This is a genomic window from Candidatus Latescibacterota bacterium (assembly GCA_020633725.1).
In the GTDB taxonomy this organism is placed as follows: Bacteria; Krumholzibacteriota; Krumholzibacteriia; order JACNKJ01; family JACNKJ01; genus VGXI01.
This window is the reverse complement of sequence record JACKDC010000007.1, coordinates 18,583-34,398: the sequence shown is the minus strand read 5'-3', so window position 1 is coordinate 34,398 and position 15,816 is coordinate 18,583. Positions and strand designations below refer to the sequence as shown.

Below are 15,816 nucleotides of genomic sequence, written 5' to 3'. Positions count from 1 at the left end.
AATCAGGTCGCGAAGAAGTAGAAGAACTTGGGGTTCGTGTTGAGGTCCTCCTTGAGCCGGAAGACCCGCTTGTTGTCGATGCAGTAGCGAATCTCGCTGTCGGGGTCGAGCAGGTTGCCGAACTTGCGCGCGCCCACCGGGCAGATCTCGACGCAGGCCGGATAGCGGCCGGGCTCCTCGCGCACGCGCTGGATGCAGAAGCTGCACTTCTCCACCACGCCGATCGGACGGGGCCGGTTGCCGAGGTAGTGGGTGTCGGGATTGAGCGAGTCCGCGGGGAGATCCGGCCGTCCCCAGTTGAAGCGACGAGCGCCGTAGGGGCAGGCGGCCATGCAGAAGCGGCAACCCACGCACCAGTCGTAGTCGATGACGACGATGCCGTCGGGCTCGGTCCAGGTCGCCTTCGCGGGGCAGGACTTCACGCAGGGCGGGTCCTCGCAGTGCTGGCAGGCCACGGGCATGTAGAAGTAGCCGTCCTCCGGCACCTCCTCGGCGTGGTAGTAGAGATCCGCGCGCTCGAGATCGCTGACGCCCTTCTCGTCCTTGGGGAAGCGGAGAACGCTGATCCAGTGGATCTGCGGATCCCGCGACTGGTTGTTCTCCTTCACGCAGGCGTAGACGCAGCGGCGGCAACCCACGCAGCGCGAGAGGTCGAGCCCGTAGCCGAACTTGACGCCGGGCAGCGGCGGCGTGGCCTTCACGGTGAGGGAATAGCCGCTCTCCTCGAGATAGCGGCGCTCGAGGCGCTCGAGCATGGCGCTGACGTCGTCGCGGTTCATCTCGCGGAAGTTCTTCTGGAAGAAGGCGTCCCAGATCGACGCGTCCGCGCTGCCGGCGGGAATCGCGAGACTGCCCAGGCCGGCCAGCTTGAGGAAGCTGCGACGGTCCATGTTCATGAAGCTCTCGCGATCCGGCTGCTCGCGGCTCATCGCTCACCTCTCGACGCGTGCTCGGCCTCTACGCCGGCGGGGTTGCGGTTGCCGATGGCGCCGGGGCGCGTCGGCGCGGGCTCGGGGACGATCGGGGCGAAACGCGGGTGGTGCGGATTGTGGCAGGCGACGCAGAGCCGGTACTCCCGGCGGCCGTTCCAGTAGCCCGTGCGCTTGCCGTGCACGCCGGCCTTCCAGTCGCGATAGATGGTGCCGTGACACTGCCCGCAGAGTTCGTAGGAGTGCTCGAAGTCGATGAGCTGGCCGTTGGCCAGGCGGAGCTTGTCGCGGTCATCCGGATTGTGGCAGTCGAGGCACCAGCGCCGCTGCTCGGCGTGGTGGAAGCTCTCCGCGATCTCTTCGTGCATGCCCAGCACCCGCGGCGTCGGATCGGGCTCCAGGTCGGCGTGGCAGTCCGAGCAGGGAAAGATCCCGTCGGAGAGCGGCGGCGGCGGCACGGGGAAGCTGTCCTCCACCGGAGCGGCGCCTGCGGCCCCGGCGGCGGGGACCGCGGCGAAACTGAAGGCGAGCAACGCGAGCAACGCGGCGGTGGCCGGCTTCGTCATGATCGCTCTCCCGGGAACTGGACCGGCGAGGGACCGGATCCGTCGGAGGCGAGTCTAAGGCGAAGTTCGCCGGATTTCCAGGAAATCCCGCCTTCATTACCCGCTATTCCTGGATCGATTCTCGAAGCCCTGTTAACCGATTGCGGTATCAGCCCTTGACCAGGGTTCGGTAGCGGTTGCGGCGATTCTCGAAGAGCCGGTCGCCCAGCTCCCGCTGCCGCCAGGCCTCGTAGGCCGAGAAGTTCCCCTCGAACCAGCGCACCTGGCCCTCGCCCTCGAAGACGAGGACGTGCGTGCAGACGCGGTCCAGGAAGAAGCGGTCGTGGCTGATCGCCATCACGCAGCCCGAGAAGTCGAGGATGGCCTCCTCGAGCAGGCGGAGCGTGTTCACGTCGAGGTCGTTGGTGGGCTCGTCGAGCAGGATCAGATTGCCGCCGGTCTTCAGCACGGTGGCCAGGTGGCAGCGGTTGCGCTCGCCGCCCGAGAACTCGCCGCTGCGCTTCTGCTGGCTGGCGCCCTTGAAGCCGAAACGGGCCAGGTACTTGCGGATGGGCACGCGCTGCGCGCCCAGCACCACCTCCTCCGCACCGCCGCCCACCAGCTCGATCAGCGTGCGCGCGTCGTCGAGCTGGCTCCGCTCCTGATCGGCGTAGACGAGCTGCACCGTGCTGCCCAGGGTGACGTCCCCGGCGCGCGGCGCCAGCGAGCCCGCGACCAGCTTGAACAGCGACGACTTGCCCGCCCCGTTGGGCCCGATCAGGCCCACCACCGCGCCGCGCGGTACGGCGAAGCTGAGGTCGCTGAAGAGCGTGCGCTCGTCGTGGCCGAAGGCGACGCCGGCGAACTCGAGCACCTGCTGGCCGAGCTCCGGCCCCGGAGCGATGCGGATGGCGGTGTCGCCGTCGCCACGCTGCGCAGCCGTCTCCCGCGCGACGAGCTGCTCGTACTCGCGCACGCGGCTGCGGGTCAGCGCGTCCCGATCGCCGCGGCTCATGCGAATCCACTCCAGCTCGTGGCGCAGCGCGCGCCCCCGCGGCGAGTCGCCCCGCTCCCCCGCCGCCAGCGCGGCCAGCTTCTGCTCGAGCCAGGAGCTGTAGTTGCCCTCCCAGGGAATGCCCCGACCGCCTTCGAGCTCCAGGATCCAGCCGGTGACGTTGTCGAGAAAGTAGCGGTCGTGGGTGACGATGATCACCGTGCCCGGGTAGACCTTGAGCTGCTCCTCGAGCCAGTTGACGGTCTCGGCGTCCAGGTGGTTCGTGGGCTCGTCGAGCAGCAGGAGGTCGGGCTGCTCGAGCAGGATCTTGCAGAGCGCGACGCGGCGGCGCTCGCCGCCGGAGAGCGTGCCCACCTTGCGGCCGTCCTCGGGAAGGCAGAGGGCGTCGCTGGCCACGTCGAGCTTCTGGTCGAGGTTCCAGCCGTCGACGGCGTCGATCTTGTCCTGGAGCGCGCTCATGCGATCCATGGCCTTCTGCATGGCGTCGTCGCCCTCGGCCTCGCCCATGCTGGCGGCCACGCGGTCGTACTCGTCCAGCAGCGCCTTCACGTCGGCGAAGGCCAGCTCCACCGTCTCGCGAACGGTCAGCGCGTCGTCGAGGACGGGCTCCTGCGCCACCATGCCCGCCCGGTAGCCGGGCGTGATGCCGGCCTGGCCGTCGAAGTCGGTCTCGATGCCGGCCATGATGCGCAGCACCGTGGACTTGCCCGCGCCGTTCTCGCCGACGATTCCGATCTTCGCACCGGGGAAGAAGCTCAGGTTGATGTCGCGCAACACCTGGTTCTGACCGTAGGACTTGCTGACGCCGTACATGTGGAAGATGAACTTGTCGGCCATTTGCGAACACCTCGGCGAAGCGCTGCGGGTGGGGGGGATGGTGGGATCGACGCGCAGCATGGACGATCCCGGGGGCCGCGCCAAGGGCTACCTGCGAAGTTGGGAGCAACGGCTTGAATTCGCGCGAGTTCCGTCAACGGAATCGCGCCGCTGGGGGTTGACGGCACCCGGTCCCCGGTCTATATTGGGCCCTCGTTGCCGCGGGGTGGAGCAGTCCGGTAGCTCGTTGGGCTCATAACCCAAAGGTCGCAGGTTCGAATCCTGCCCCCGCCACCTAGCCAGCAGCCCGCTTCCGTCCGACGGAGGCGGGCTGTTTCCGTTTTGCTCCTCCGCCCATCCGTCCCAGAACCGACGCGTCCTCGAAGACATTGCCCGGCCGCCAATCGCTGCTATAATCCATTTGATGGATTCGATCCGCCGGCAACCCGAGGAGGAGTCCCCATGCGAACCCTGATCGCCGCCCTCGCCGTGTTGACCCTCGCCGCGACCGCGTCCGCCGCGACGCTCGACTTCGTTCAGCTCAGCGCACAGCCCGGCGACTACTCGCAGTGCGCCGTGGCCATCAGCGGCGCCGGAGACATCGTGGCCGCCTGGGAGGAGGCGGGCGTCGGCGTGTGGACGCGTCGCTGGGTCGCGGGATCGCTCGAGGACCCCGTCTTCCACGGCCCGGGCATCGACCCGGGCGTCTGCTGGACCACCTTCGGCTTCAGCCTCGTCTGGGCCGACGGCGACCGGACCCTCACTCGCGAGCTGACCAACGGAAGCTGGGGACCGGTGGTCACGGTGCGGGACGATCCCGCGGATCGGCAGGTGCTGAGCCTCGCGGTTGCAAGCTGGCAACCCTGCTGGCAGGGCTCCGAGAACGCGCTGGCCCTGGAGATGGACGACGTCTCCGCCCTCCTCTACGAAGGCTGGGGCGGCGACTTCTCCGGCGGCTACGCCTTCCCCTCCGAGGGCGACGCGTTCACGCGCCTTCACCCGCAGGCGCAGTGGGCCTGCTGGTCGGACGTCTGCGCCCCGCGCCTCTACGTGGCGAATCCCTCCCAGGGCCGCATCGACTACTTCGACATGTACGGCTATCCCTACGCCGTCTGGCCGGACGACGGCTACTTCGGCGGCGAGTTCGACACGGCCATCGGCCCCTACGGCCAGCACCTGGTGGGCGTGAAGCCTCAGCCCGCCTGTCCCTGCAATCATCTCTACTACTGCACGGAGATCGGCGAGGGCGCGTGGACGCAGCCGGAGGAGCTGACCGTGGACGAGCAGGGCGACGATTGGCCCCGCTGGCCCGCGCTGGCGGTGGACGCGGACGGCGCCGCGCACGTCTTCTGGTTCCAGCAGTTCGAGTACGCGGCCGAGAGCAGCTACGCCAGCTACTACAAGGTCAGGGCGCCGGGAGGACAGTGGGAGGACCGCTCGGAACTCCTCGGCGGCCGGATCTGCAGGCAGGGCGACCTGGCGCTGGGTCTCGACGGACAGGTCGCCCTGGTCTTCGAACTCGGCGACCCCGAGCCGACGGGTGAGATCTGGCTGGGGCGCGGCGACGTGGCCACGGCCGTCGACACCGCCCCGGCGGCTATCACCGGCCTGAGCGTCCACCCGAACCCCTTCAACCCGAGCGCGGAGATCCGCTTCAGCCTGCCGGCGGCGGAGCAGGTCGCGGTGACGGTCCACGACGCGGCGGGTCGTCAGGTGGCCCGCCTGCTGGACGCCCCGCTGCCCGCGGGCGCCCAGCAATTGCGCTGGGAGGGAAGGGACGACGCGGGCGATCCGATGTCCACCGGCGTCTACCTCATCCGCGTGCAGGCGGGTGGGACGATGCTCGCGCAGAAGGCCGTCCTGCTGAAGTAGGCCTCCCCTAGCGCGCGACGATCTTCCGCGCCACGACCTCGCCGCCCGCGCTCGCCCGCACGAAGTACACCCCCGGCGGCAGCGCGGGCAGTTCCACCACGCGCTCGCCCGCGCCCACGGACGCGGCCAGCGGCGTCGCCACGCGGCGACCCGCCGCGTCGTAGACCCCCACCGTGGCGAAGCCGCCCGCCGGCAGGGCGAGACGCACCCGGCTCGCCCCCACGGCCGGGTTGGGCCAGGGCGGCGACAGGGTCAGGCCCGTCGCGGCGAGCGGACCGCCCGGCACGTCGGTGACGTCGCCTTCGACGAGCGTCAGGTCGAGCAGCGTGGGCGAGACGTCGCCGTCCGCGGTCTCCATGAGCACCCGGTACTGCGCGTAGCGCGTGCCGGGGGCGAGCACGCCGTCCAGCGAGCCCGGCGACGTGATCGCCGCCGACCACGGCCCGAGCTCCAGCGGGTCGTTGGAGCTGCGCAGCTGCAGGGTCAGCGCGGTCTGCGGCGGAAGCGCGGCGGTCCAGTCGATGGCGGTCCAGGTGCTCGGCGCGCCCGCGTCCAGCACCTGCGAGTCCAGCTGCCCCGTCGGGAGGAAGCGCGTCACGCGCCGCCAGCGCAGGCCCGTAAACTCCCCCTCCATCGAGCCGGAGTCGGTGTAGACCAGCTCCAGCGCGCCGTCCCCGTCGGTGTCGCCCGCGACGATTCCCTGGCCCTCGCCCGTGGTGTAGTCCACGAGCTGCAGCGACCAGCTCGCCCCGCCGCCGAGATTGCGGTACCAGGTCACGAGGGCATTGTCGAGATCACCCCCCGCCGAGTAGACGTCGAGGGCGCCGTCCCCGTCGAGATCGGCCACACCCACGCCCGACCCGTGCACCATGGTGCCGACGACGTGGCCGGTCCAGACCAGGCCGTCGCCGCTGGCGTTCTCGAACCAGCCCGCCACGGTGCCGTTGTAGCCGACGCCGACCACGTCGGGGTCGCCGTCGTCGTCGATGTCGCCCACGGCCAGCGCGTTGTTCAGCGCCGTGAAGCCGCTGATCGTGTGCGGCGTCCAGCCCAGGCCGTCGCCGCCGTTCTCGTACCAGCGGATCGTGCTCGAGCCATAGGACGAGCAGGCGAGGTCCAGGTCGCCGTCGCCGTCGAAGTCGGCGGCGCCCGTGTCGATGGCATCGGCGTAGTCGTCGTCCACCGTGTGCTGGACCCAGGCCCCGCCCGCGCCGTCCGCGTTCTCGAACCAGTAGACGTCGTCGTTGAGGCTGCCGAGGTAGGCGAGCGTCGCGCTGCCGTAGACGTCGAGGTCGCCGTCGGCGTCGAGGTCGACGAGATTCACGTCCTCGGCGCCGTAGAAGTACTCCGCGATGGGATGCTTGGCCCAGCTCTGCGCGCCACCCAGGTTCTCGAACCAGACGTAGCGGCCGTTCTCCTGCGGATCGCCGTAGAAGGCGACGCCCGCGACGTCGAGGTCGCCGTCGCCGTCGATGTCCCCGGCCTCGAGGCCGCTGCCGCCGTAGAAGTCGCCGTCGATCTCGTGCTCGGTCCAGGTCTGGCCGTCGCCCGCGTTCTCGTACCAGCGCACCTTACCCGTGCCGGGGAAGCTCGTGAGGGGGAGGGCGGTCATCAGGTCGAGGTCGCCGTCGCCGTCGAGATCGGCCGCGGCCACGTTGCGGCAGAGCTTCGCGCTGCCGGTGACGTCGTCGCCGGTCGGCGCGGCCGGCGCCGACGACAGCGCGAGCTGCCCGGGCAGCGCGCGCCAGCTGATCTGCTGCACGCTCTCGAAGCCGTCGGTCCACTGCGCGACCGGCGCGCCGGGCGCCGGGCCGCCGGACCAGTCGGTCTGGACGCGAGGCTCGGCCTGGGCGGCCGCGGACAGGCCGATCAGCAGGCAGGCGGCAACTGTCGCAGAACGGGAGGGGTGCATCGGGGACCTCCTTCGCAGGGGAAGTGAGTCTATCGCGGATCGCCCGGCCGAGGCCAGGCGCCGCCGCTGGCGAGCGGAGCGGAAACCCGCTAGACTGGGTAGTGGGGTACGATGCAGGGAGGTATCACGTGACACGGATCGTCCGCGCCGCGCTGGCGCTGATCGCGGTCCTGGCGGCCGCGCCCGCGCTGGCCGACGGCAGCTTTCCGCTCTACTTCGACTGGGGCCCGCCGCTCCACGACTTCCTGGACCTGGGCGGCGGCCTGATCAACCCGAACCTCAGCTGCTCGAACGCGCACGACAACCTGGCCGTGGCCGGCTTCGACCGGCCGGGCGAGTGGATCGAGATCGCCTTCACGCTGACGGAGGCGCGCCACTGCGTCCCCGGGGCCAGCTTCAAGAGCGAGGACGGGGTGGCCAACCGCCTGCTGCTCGAGTTGCGGCCGGCGGCGGGCGGCGACGCCCTGGGCGGGGAGATTCACTACGTGGGCTCGGGCACCGACTGACCCGATCCCTTCGTGTGGGCCGCCGGGAGCGGTCCCATCCACCTGGAAGCCGGGGACTACCTCGCGCGCGTGACGATTCTCGAAGGCGAGACCAACGAGGCCGACCAGCTCGTCCTCAGCCCGGCGACGCCGACGGCGCCGCAGCACTGGGGCGTCCTCAAGGCGCGCTACCGCTAGGCGTTCAGTCGCCGCAGACCGGACTGCCCTTGTCGAAGACGACGCGCCACACACCGGGTCCTTCGCGGCGCCAGATCGAGTTGAAACGGGCGATCACGCGCCCCTCGGGGTCGCGCACGGGGCCCGAACTCAGCGCCAGCGTGCCCGAATCGAGCACCTCCACGACATCGGGCTCCCACGAGAACGGCGCGCTCTGCGTCTCGAAGTAGCGTCGCCAGCCGTCGGCCACCGCCGCCTTGCCGCGGAGAACCCCTGCGGACGCGAAGAAGACCGCCTCGTCGGACAGGTAGAGGCTGAACGCCTCGTGGTCGCGGAGTTCCATGCTGGCGGCGAAGGCGCGTTCGGCGTCCATCACCTGGCGCACCAGCTCCGCGTTGTCCGGTGGCGGCGCCGCGGACGCCATACCCGCGAACAGGGCCACACCCAGGGCGGCGAGGAGGGATCCGGGGTCCATGGCGTGCGCTCCTTTCGTCGTCAGTCCAGTCGAAGGTCGAGCCAGGTCATGCGGTGGTCCGAGGCCAGCGCGGCCCGGGCGGCGCCCGCGGGATCGACGGCCGGATCCGGCCAGTAGACGCCCCCCGCCACGGGCGTGAGCCCACGGCTCGGCAGCAGGTAGTCGATGCGCACGCCGCCACCGGGCCAGGCCGCCGTGCGCCGCTCCACGAAGTCCGGCGGGCCGGCGGCGCGCCCCTGCAGGGCGCCGGCGCTGGTCATCAAGGGCCCGCAGTCCTGCACGCGCGGGTGTTCCAGCAGCTGCGCGATGGAGCGCCGTCCGGTGGGGAGGACGTCCCCGCCCGGATCGGCATTCAGGTCGCCCCCGATCACGAAGCGCTCCCCCGCGGCGAGCCCGCCGCGGCGGCCGGCGTCGTCCACGGGGACGCGGTCGTCGTCGAGGATGTGCGCCCAGAGGCGGAGTTCGTCGTAGTTGCGGCGGCCGTTGAGATCCTCGGGGCCGTCGTAGCCCGTGGGTGTGGGATGGCTCACCAGCAGGTGCAGCCGCACGTCGCCGCTGGGGACGGGCACGCGCACGGGCAGGTCCCAGTGCGACTTGCTGGAGAGGCGAAACACGGCCAGCGCCGCCGGCGAGAACCAGTCCGGCGGGATCAGGTTGTCCGGCAGGTCCGCCCAGCGGAAAGTCTGCCAGCTGCGCGCGCTGTCGGCCTCGAGGGGATAGCGCGAGAGCACGGCCATCGAGTACTGCCCGGGGTAGTTGCCGAAGCCGAAGCAGTCGCCGCCGTAGTCCCGTCCACCCTCGTCCTCGGCGGTGGCGACGTGGCCGTCGCCGTTCAGATCCACGCCCGACGGCCGACCCGTGTTGCAGGGCGCCGCGAAGACGTGGGGGTAGTCGATCGCGCGCTCGCCGCGATTCAGGTAGAGGTCGACGAAGCGCCGCGCGTTGAGGGCGAGGTCGTCCGCCGCGAGGTCGTGGTCGATCTCGTTCACGATCAGGATGTCCGGGCGGATCTCCTGGATGATCGCGGCCGCGGCGAGCACCTGCGGGTTGGCGCCGGCGCCGTCGGGGCCCGTCTCCAGCAGCTTGGCGGTGGACAGCTCCTGGATGTTGAACTGGCCGACGCGGAGCGTCGCCGTCGAGCACGCCGCGGCACCGACCGCGACGAGCAGTCCAGCGACGACCGCGGAACGCAGGACCTGCAATCCTCGCATGGTATCGGCTATCCTCGCAGGGCAGGGGTCCGGGTTGGCCCGAGCATGAAGCAAGGCGGCCCGCGAAGCCAGCCCCTTGTGCAAGGAGCGCCGTGAGCGACAGCGTCGAGCGCACGATCCGTGGCCTCGTCCCCGGTCCCCCGCCGGTCCACTGGCGGCTGGACGCCCCGTCCGCCGCACCGGACGACCTGCCCCTGCTCCTCGCGCTGCACGGCTGGGGACAGGACGAGGACGTCTTCGCCCGGCTGCTCCGCCCCCTCGACGTCCCGCCCCTGCGCATCCTGCTGCCGCGCGCGCCGGGCCAGGGCGGCGAGGGCGGCGCGAGCTGGTACGACTACGACGGCGACCAGCCACGCTTCCGCGCCGCGCTGGAGCGCTGCGAGTCGACGCTCCTCGCCACGCTCGACGCGGTGGAGCGCGACGCGGCCCTGCGCCCCCGTCGACGCTGGCTCCTGGGCTTCTCCCAGGGCGGCTACTGCGGCGCCTGGCTCGCGCTGCGCCACCCCGAGCGCTTCGCCGGCATGGTGATCGTCGGCGCGCGCGTGAAGACCGAATGGCTGGCCGAGGACGCCGCCCGGGCGGCCGGCATGGGCTTCCGCGCGCTGCTCTGTCACGGCGTGCGGGACACGGCCGTCCCCGTGGACGCGGCCGAGCGCAGCCGCGACGCGCTCGCGTCCGCGGGTCTGCGGGTGGAGCTCCACCGCTTCGACGGCGGCCACTCGCTCGGCCGGCGCCCTCTGCGTCACGTGGCCGACTGGCTGGTCGCCGCCGCGGAGGACCTCGACACGCGTCCGGGCATCGGCTAGTCTGCTCCAACCCCTCACCAAGGAGCGCCCGATGACGACACTCCGCTCGCTGCTCGCCGTCCTCCTGCTCGGCAGCCTGCTCGCGCTCGGCTGCGGCGACGAGGACTCCGGTCCCACGGGCAACGACAACGCCGGTCACCCACCGGCCAGCATGGTCGACAGCTGGGTCTTCCAGTCCGTCATGGTGGACAGCGCCCCGGCCAGCCTGGCCGACGTGCTGGACTGGGTCGCCGGCGCCGTGCAGGCGAAGATCCACATCCAGGCCAACGGCGCCTACACCTACGAAGAGGTGAACGTGAGCGGCGGACAGCTCTGGTACGAGACGGGCTACGCCATCGTGGAGGGGGAGAGCCTCGAACTCAACGCCACCGAGGACAGCGACGGCCCCACCGACGAGACGAGCCTCTTCACCTACGCCCTGGTCGCCGACACGCTGACCGTCTCCACGGACGACGCCGGCTCCGTCGTGGACTTCCGCCTGCAGCGCCTTCCCTAGCGCCATGGAGCTGGCGGGCAAGCGCATCCTCGTCACCGGCGGCGCCGTGCGCGTGGGCCGGGCCATCGCCCTGGAGCTCGCGGCCGCCGGCGCCGCGCTGCTCTGTCACTACCACCGCAGCGAGGACGCGGCCCGCGACCTCGCCGCGACCCTCGACAGCCGCGGTCAGTCCGTGAATCTGCTGCGGGAGGACCTCGCGGCGCCGGGTGGCGCGGAGCGTCTCGCCGCGGCCGCGGGGCCGGTCGACGCCCTCGTGAACAGCGCGGCGGTCTTCCTGCCCGGGCGGCTGGGCGGAGTGACCGAGGCCGACTGGGACCTGCAGCTCTCGCTGAACCTGAAGAGCGTCTTCTTCCTGAGCCAGGCGCTGGGCACGGCCATGCGGGAGCGCGGCGGCGCGATCGTGAACATCGCCGACGTCGCCGGCCAGCGCCCCTGGCCGCGCTATCTCGCCTACTCGGCCAGCAAGGCCGGCGTGATCGCCCTCACCCAGGGGCTCGCCCGCGCCCTCGCCCCCGCCGTGCGCGTGAACGCCGTCGCCCCGGGACCGGTGATGCTCCCCGCCGACTACGACGACGCCCAGCGCGACGAGGCGCTGCGCGGCACGCTGCTCGGCCGCGAGGGCAGCGCCGGGAACGTCGCGCACGCGGTCCGCTTCCTGCTCGAGAACGACTACGTCACCGGCGTCGTGCTGCCGGTGGACGGCGGCCGGGCGCTGAAGTAGCTACCAGCGCCCGTCGGTCATGTCCTCCGGACGCAGGTGCGCGTCGAGGGCGTCCGCGTCCATGAGCTCGAGCGCGAGCACCGCCTCGCGCAGGGTGAGCCCCTCCTCGAGCGCCTTCTTCGCCGCCTTCGCGGCGGCGTCGTAGCCGATGACGGGCGTGAGGTTCGTCACCAGCATGAGCGAGCGCTCGAGGTGGCGCTCGATGCCGGCGCGGTCCGCCTCGATGCCCGCCACGCAGCGCTCGGCGAAGCTGCGGCTGGCGTCGGCGAGCAGCTCCACCGACTCCAGCGTGCAGTGGATGAGCAGCGGCTTGTAGGCGTTCAGCTCCAGGTGGCCGTGCGCGCCGCCGAAGCCCACGGCGACGTCGTTGCCCATCACCCGCGCGCAGACCATGCTCAGCGCCTCGGCCTGGGTGGGGTTCACCTTGCCCGGCATGATCGAGCTGCCCGGTTCGCGGGCGGGCAGGCGCAGCTCGCCCAGCCCGCAGCGCGGGCCCGAGCCGAGCAGGCGGATGTCGTTCGCCACCTTCGCGAGGGCGACGGCCGCGTCCCGCAGCGCTCCGCTCGCGGCCACCACCGCATCGTGCCCTCCCTGCGCCGCGAAGGCGTTGCGCGCGCGGCGGAGCGGCAGCCCCGTGCTCTGCTCGAGGCGGGCGAGGACGCGCGTCGCGAAGCCCTCCGGCGCATTCAGCCCCGTGCCCACCGCGGTGCCCCCCAGCGCCAGCTCGCAGAGTCCGGGCACCGCGGCCACGATCCTGGCCCGCCCGGCCTCGACCTGGGCCGCCCAGCCCGAGAACTCCTGGCCCAGGGTGAGCGGCACGGCGTCCATGAGGTGCGTGCGGCCGATCTTCACGATGTCGGCAAAGGCCTTCGCACGCTCGGCGAGCGCGCCGGCCAGGACGTCAAGGGCCGGCAGCAGGCGGTTCTGGATCTCGTCGCCCAGGGCCAGATGCATGGCGGTGGGCACCACGTCGTTGCTCGACTGGCTCCGGTTCACGTGGTCGTTGGGATGCACCGGCGACTTGCCGCCGCGGCCCGCGTCCGCCATCTCGTTGGCCCGGCCCGCGATGACCTCGTTGGCGTTCATGTTCACCTGGGTGCCGCTGCCCGTCTGCCAGATCGGCACCACGAACTCCGCGTCCAGGCTGCCCGCCACCACCTCCGCCGCGGCCCGGCGGATGTAGCCCGCCCGCCGCGCGTCCAGCACGCCGAGCTCCGCGTTCACCGCCGCCGCGGCCTCCTTGATCCGCCCCAGGGCGGCGATGAAGGGGCGCGGAAAGCGCTGCCCGCCGATGGGGAAGTTGGCCACCGCGCGCGCGGTCTGCGCGCCGTAGTAGGCCGTGGCCGGCACGGCCACCCGGCCGAGGCTGTCGGTTTCGAAGCGTTGGTCCATGGCGTACCTCCGTTGGCGGCAGGGATCGCAGGCATCATGGAAAAGTCCGGCCGCTGGCTCAAGTGCGAACACTATTCCGGTGACGCGACCGCGCATCCCGCCTAGACTGGGCCCATGGACACGCACACCGACAGCGTCCGCTGGTGGGGCGAACGGACGCTCGCCGAGGGCGAGCGGCTTCACGGCCGGCTCGGCACGCTCGAGCTGTGGCTGGAGCGCGGGCCGCGCGAGTGGCTCGCGACCACGCGCCACGGCGACGACGAAGCGCGCACGCCCCGGCTCGAACAGCCGTGGGAGGGGACGGTCCCCGAGCACGACGAACAGACGATCTTCGCCGAGCGCTTCGCCTTCCGGCACACCGGCGATCGGCTGCAGCTCCTGCCCGCCATGCCGCCGCGCCCCGTGGTCGTGCACACCGCGACGCCGCTGGTGATCCCGGGCGGCGAGGAGGCGACGGTCTACATCAGCCTGCCGCTCTGGCTGCGCGCGAGCGCCGGCGGCGAACTGCTCCTCGACGTCCCCGTGGTCCGGCAATCCGACACCTGGTTCGGCGCGATCACGGGACCGGGTGAGCTCTGCTACGCGAGCCGCAGCCGCGGCCGTCTGCGCCTGGAGGACCTGCCCGCCACGCCCCTGCGGGCGCGCGCCGCGATCCACGTGCGCAACTCGGCGGCGGGCGCGCTCCCCATCGATGGCCTGCGCCTGCCCGCGCCCTTCCTCTCGCTCTACGCCGACGGGGCCGGGCAGCTCTGGACCGAGTCCGTCCTCGTGGATCACGAGCAGGAGGGCGAGATGGCCGCGCTGGACTACGGCGCGGGCCCGCCGCGGGAGGCCGCCGGCGCGGAGCGCGTGGCCGGTCCCCGGAACGCGCCCGAGCGGCGCGCCCTCGTTCACACCTTCAGCAGCCTGATCCGTGGAGGCTTCGATGCCCTTCGCCATAGCCGGTCTCGATCTGCAGGAGTGGTTGACCACTGAGCGTCTGATGGCGATCGTGCGCGCGGTCATCGTCCTCGTCGCGGGACTGATCCTCGCGCGCGTGGCCACGGCGATGATCCTGCGCTTCGCGCGCCGCCGCGCCGACGCGCAGCAGCGGCTTCTGCTGCGCCGCCTGACCTTCTACCCGCTCGCCGCGCTCGTCCTGGTGGTGGCGCTGGGCGAACTGGGCTTCCACGTCGGCGTGCTCATGGGCGCGGCGGGGCTCTTCACGGTGGCGCTGGGCTTCGCGTCGCAGACCTCGGCGTCGAACCTGATCAGCGGCCTCTTCCTGATCATCGAGCAGCCCTTCGTGATCGGCGACATCGTGCGCGTGGAGGACGTCACCGGCGAGGTGCTGTCGATCGACCTGCTCTCGATCAAGCTGCGCACCTTCGACAACCTCTTCGTGCGCGTGCCCAACGAGACGATCATCAAGACCAAGGTGATCAACCTGACGCACTTTCCCATCCGCCGCATCGATCTGCAGGTGGGCGTCGCCTACAAGGAAGACCTGCCGCGCGTGCGCGAGGTGCTGGCCGAGGTGGCCGACCGCAATCCCCTCTGCCTCGACGAGCCGGCGCCGGTCTACATCTTCAAGGGCTTCGGCGAGAGCTCGCTGGACATGCAGTTCTCGGTGTGGACGAAGCGAGAGAACTACCTGGCGCTGCTGAACAGCATCTACCTGGAGATCAAGGCCGCCTTCGACGCGGCGGGCATCGAGATCCCCTTCCCCCACCGCTCGCTCTACACGGGCAGCGTGACGGATCCCTTCCCCATCCGCATCGTGGAGCGCGAGTCGGCCGACTAGTCCTCGTCCTTGGAGGAGCCGCCCAGCCAGCCCTTGCGGCGGAAGTAGATCAGCATCAGCAGCACCACCAGCGCCATCACCCCGAGCGCGAAGGGATAGCCGAAGGGCCAGGCGAGCTCGGGCATGTTCCAGGGCGAGCGGGTGTCGAAGTTCATCCCGTAGAGTCCGGCGATGAAGCCCAGCGGGATGAACACCGTGGCGATGATGGTGAGCACCTTCATCACCTCGTTCATGCGGTTGCTGACGCTGGAGAGGTAGAGGTCCATGAGCCCCGAGCTCATGTCGCGATAGCTCTCCACGAGATCGAGGACCTGGATGGCATGGTCGTGGCAGTCGCGCAGGTAGAGCTGCGTGGCCTCCGTGATCTGGGGGGTCTCGTCGCGATAGAGCGAGCTGAGCAGCTCGCGCAGCGGCCAGACGTAGCGCCGCAGGTTCAGCAGGTCGCGCTTGAGGTGATGCAGACGCGGCACCACCGTGTGCTCGGGCCGAACGAGGATCTCCTCCTCGATGTCCTCGAGAAACTCGCCGTAGTCCTCGAGCAGCGGAAAGTACCCGTCCACCAGGGCGTCCAGCAGCGCGTAGGCCAGGTAGTCCGCGGCGCCCTCGACGAGCCGCGGCCGCCCCTCGCGGATGCGCTTGCGCACGGGCTCGAAGGCGTCGCCGGGCCGCTCCTGAAAGGTGATGACGAACCCATCGCCGAGGAAGAGGCTCACCTGCTCGGTGTCCAGCGGCAGCGCGCCGCGGGGCATGCGCAGCACGACGAAGAGCTGATCGCCGTAGACCTCCGCCTTGGGCCGCTGTCCGAGGTTGACGACGTCCTCCAGCGCCAGCCGGTGCAGGCCGAAGAGATCGCCGAGGGCGCCGAGGCCGTCCACGTCGGCGAGGCCGACGACGTCGAGCCAGAGCACGCCGCCGGCCGAGCGCGCGGCGCGCAGATCGTCCAGCGACGGATCCTCGCGCTCCATCAGCGGCCGCTCCGCGCCGTAGTGCATGAAGCGCAGCCGCGTGGGTTCGGCGCTGGGATGCGCCTGCAGGGAACCCGGGACCGAGCCGGGCAGCGTGTGCCGGCGCGCGTACTTGCTCCAGTTCCAGGCCTTGAGGGGGACCTTGAGGGGGACCTTCATGGCGACTCTCCAGGCGGCGCCGACGGGCTGGGATCGTGCGTGCGTCGCGTGCTGCGA

The 15,816-nt window shown here is 71.3% G+C and carries 16 protein-coding genes and 1 tRNA gene; 9 read left to right on the top strand and 8 right to left on the bottom strand.

Annotation, left to right across the window (positions count from 1 at the left end):
* Window positions 1–2: 2 nt before the first annotated feature.
* The 3 genes from H6693_13730 to ettA form a co-directional block, all read right to left on the bottom strand.
* Window positions 3–929 carry a 4Fe-4S dicluster domain-containing protein gene (locus tag H6693_13730; protein MCB9517245.1) on the bottom strand — a complete coding sequence of 309 codons (927 nt, stop codon included), beginning with the start codon at window positions 927–929 and terminating at the stop codon, window positions 3–5.
* Window positions 926–1,495 carry a hypothetical protein gene (locus tag H6693_13725; GenBank protein MCB9517244.1) on the bottom strand — a complete coding sequence of 190 codons (570 nt, stop codon included), beginning with the start codon at window positions 1,493–1,495 and terminating at the stop codon, window positions 926–928. The genes H6693_13730 and H6693_13725 overlap by 4 nt, the downstream gene beginning before the upstream one ends.
* Window positions 1,496–1,643: 148 nt before the next feature.
* Window positions 1,644–3,326, bottom strand: a complete 1,683-nt coding sequence (gene ettA / locus H6693_13720) for an energy-dependent translational throttle protein EttA (protein ID MCB9517243.1) — start codon at window positions 3,324–3,326, stop codon at window positions 1,644–1,646.
* A 199-nt stretch (window positions 3,327–3,525) separates the two neighbouring features.
* On the opposite strand from ettA, the gene H6693_13715 reads away from it, so the two are divergent.
* Window positions 3,526–3,599, top strand: a tRNA-Met gene (locus H6693_13715).
* 168 nt (window positions 3,600–3,767) lie between these two features.
* Window positions 3,768–5,177, top strand: a complete 1,410-nt coding sequence (locus H6693_13710; GenBank protein MCB9517242.1) for a hypothetical protein — start codon at window positions 3,768–3,770, stop codon at window positions 5,175–5,177.
* 7 nt (window positions 5,178–5,184) lie between these two features.
* Here H6693_13710 and H6693_13705 read toward each other — a convergent pair whose 3' ends face one another.
* Window positions 5,185–7,089, bottom strand: a complete 1,905-nt coding sequence (locus H6693_13705; protein ID MCB9517241.1) for a T9SS type A sorting domain-containing protein — start codon at window positions 7,087–7,089, stop codon at window positions 5,185–5,187.
* Window positions 7,090–7,217: 128 nt separating this feature from the next.
* Here H6693_13705 and H6693_13700 point away from each other — a divergent pair, with 128 nt between their 5' ends.
* Complete coding sequence (locus tag H6693_13700) at window positions 7,218–7,595, top strand: hypothetical protein (GenBank protein MCB9517240.1); 378 nt, start codon at window positions 7,218–7,220, stop codon at window positions 7,593–7,595.
* 12 nt (window positions 7,596–7,607) lie between these two features.
* Entirely contained in the window at window positions 7,608–7,772 is a 165-nt protein-coding gene (locus H6693_13695) for a hypothetical protein (protein MCB9517239.1), read from the top strand.
* A gap of 4 nt (window positions 7,773–7,776) precedes the next feature.
* Here the strand turns inward: H6693_13695 and H6693_13690 are convergent, their stop codons facing one another.
* Together H6693_13690 and H6693_13685 are read right to left on the bottom strand one after the other, a co-directional pair.
* Complete coding sequence (locus H6693_13690; GenBank protein MCB9517238.1) at window positions 7,777–8,226, bottom strand: nuclear transport factor 2 family protein; 450 nt, start codon at window positions 8,224–8,226, stop codon at window positions 7,777–7,779.
* Between the two features lie 20 nt (window positions 8,227–8,246).
* Entirely contained in the window at window positions 8,247–9,437 is a 1,191-nt protein-coding gene (locus tag H6693_13685; protein ID MCB9517237.1) for an endonuclease/exonuclease/phosphatase family protein, read from the bottom strand.
* Between the two features lie 92 nt (window positions 9,438–9,529).
* On the opposite strand from H6693_13685, the gene H6693_13680 reads away from it, so the two are divergent.
* Genes H6693_13680 through H6693_13670 form a run of 3 tightly spaced genes read left to right on the top strand, consistent with a single transcriptional unit; the run spans window position 9,530 to window position 11,460 of the window.
* Window positions 9,530–10,243, top strand: coding sequence for an alpha/beta fold hydrolase (locus tag H6693_13680; protein ID MCB9517236.1), 714 nt, complete (start codon window positions 9,530–9,532; stop codon window positions 10,241–10,243).
* A gap of 31 nt (window positions 10,244–10,274) precedes the next feature.
* The gene (locus H6693_13675; protein ID MCB9517235.1) at window positions 10,275–10,739 is read left to right on the top strand and encodes a hypothetical protein; all 465 of its coding nucleotides are present in this window, start codon (window positions 10,275–10,277) and stop codon (window positions 10,737–10,739) included.
* Window positions 10,740–10,743: 4 nt separating this feature from the next.
* A complete protein-coding gene (locus H6693_13670) occupies window positions 10,744–11,460 on the top strand; it encodes an SDR family oxidoreductase (GenBank protein MCB9517234.1) in 717 nt (238 codons plus the stop codon).
* Here the strand turns inward: H6693_13670 and H6693_13665 are convergent, their stop codons facing one another.
* On the bottom strand, window positions 11,461–12,852 hold the full coding sequence (locus H6693_13665) for a class II fumarate hydratase (protein MCB9517233.1): 1,392 nt from the start codon (window positions 12,850–12,852) through the stop codon (window positions 11,461–11,463). It lies immediately after the preceding gene.
* Window positions 12,853–12,966: 114 nt separating this feature from the next.
* Between H6693_13665 and H6693_13660 the strand changes: the two genes are divergently transcribed.
* Together H6693_13660 and H6693_13655 are read left to right on the top strand one after the other, a co-directional pair.
* Window positions 12,967–13,827, top strand: coding sequence for a hypothetical protein (locus H6693_13660; protein MCB9517232.1), 861 nt, complete (start codon window positions 12,967–12,969; stop codon window positions 13,825–13,827).
* Window positions 13,778–14,635 carry a mechanosensitive ion channel family protein gene (locus tag H6693_13655; GenBank protein MCB9517231.1) on the top strand — a complete coding sequence of 286 codons (858 nt, stop codon included), beginning with the start codon at window positions 13,778–13,780 and terminating at the stop codon, window positions 14,633–14,635. Before H6693_13660 ends, H6693_13655 begins: the two co-directional genes overlap by 50 nt.
* Here the strand turns inward: H6693_13655 and corA are convergent.
* Entirely contained in the window at window positions 14,632–15,759 is a 1,128-nt protein-coding gene (gene corA / locus H6693_13650; protein ID MCB9517230.1) for a magnesium/cobalt transporter CorA, read from the bottom strand. The two genes, H6693_13655 and corA, sit on opposite strands and share 4 nt — an antisense overlap.
* Window positions 15,760–15,816: the final 57 nt, after the last annotated feature.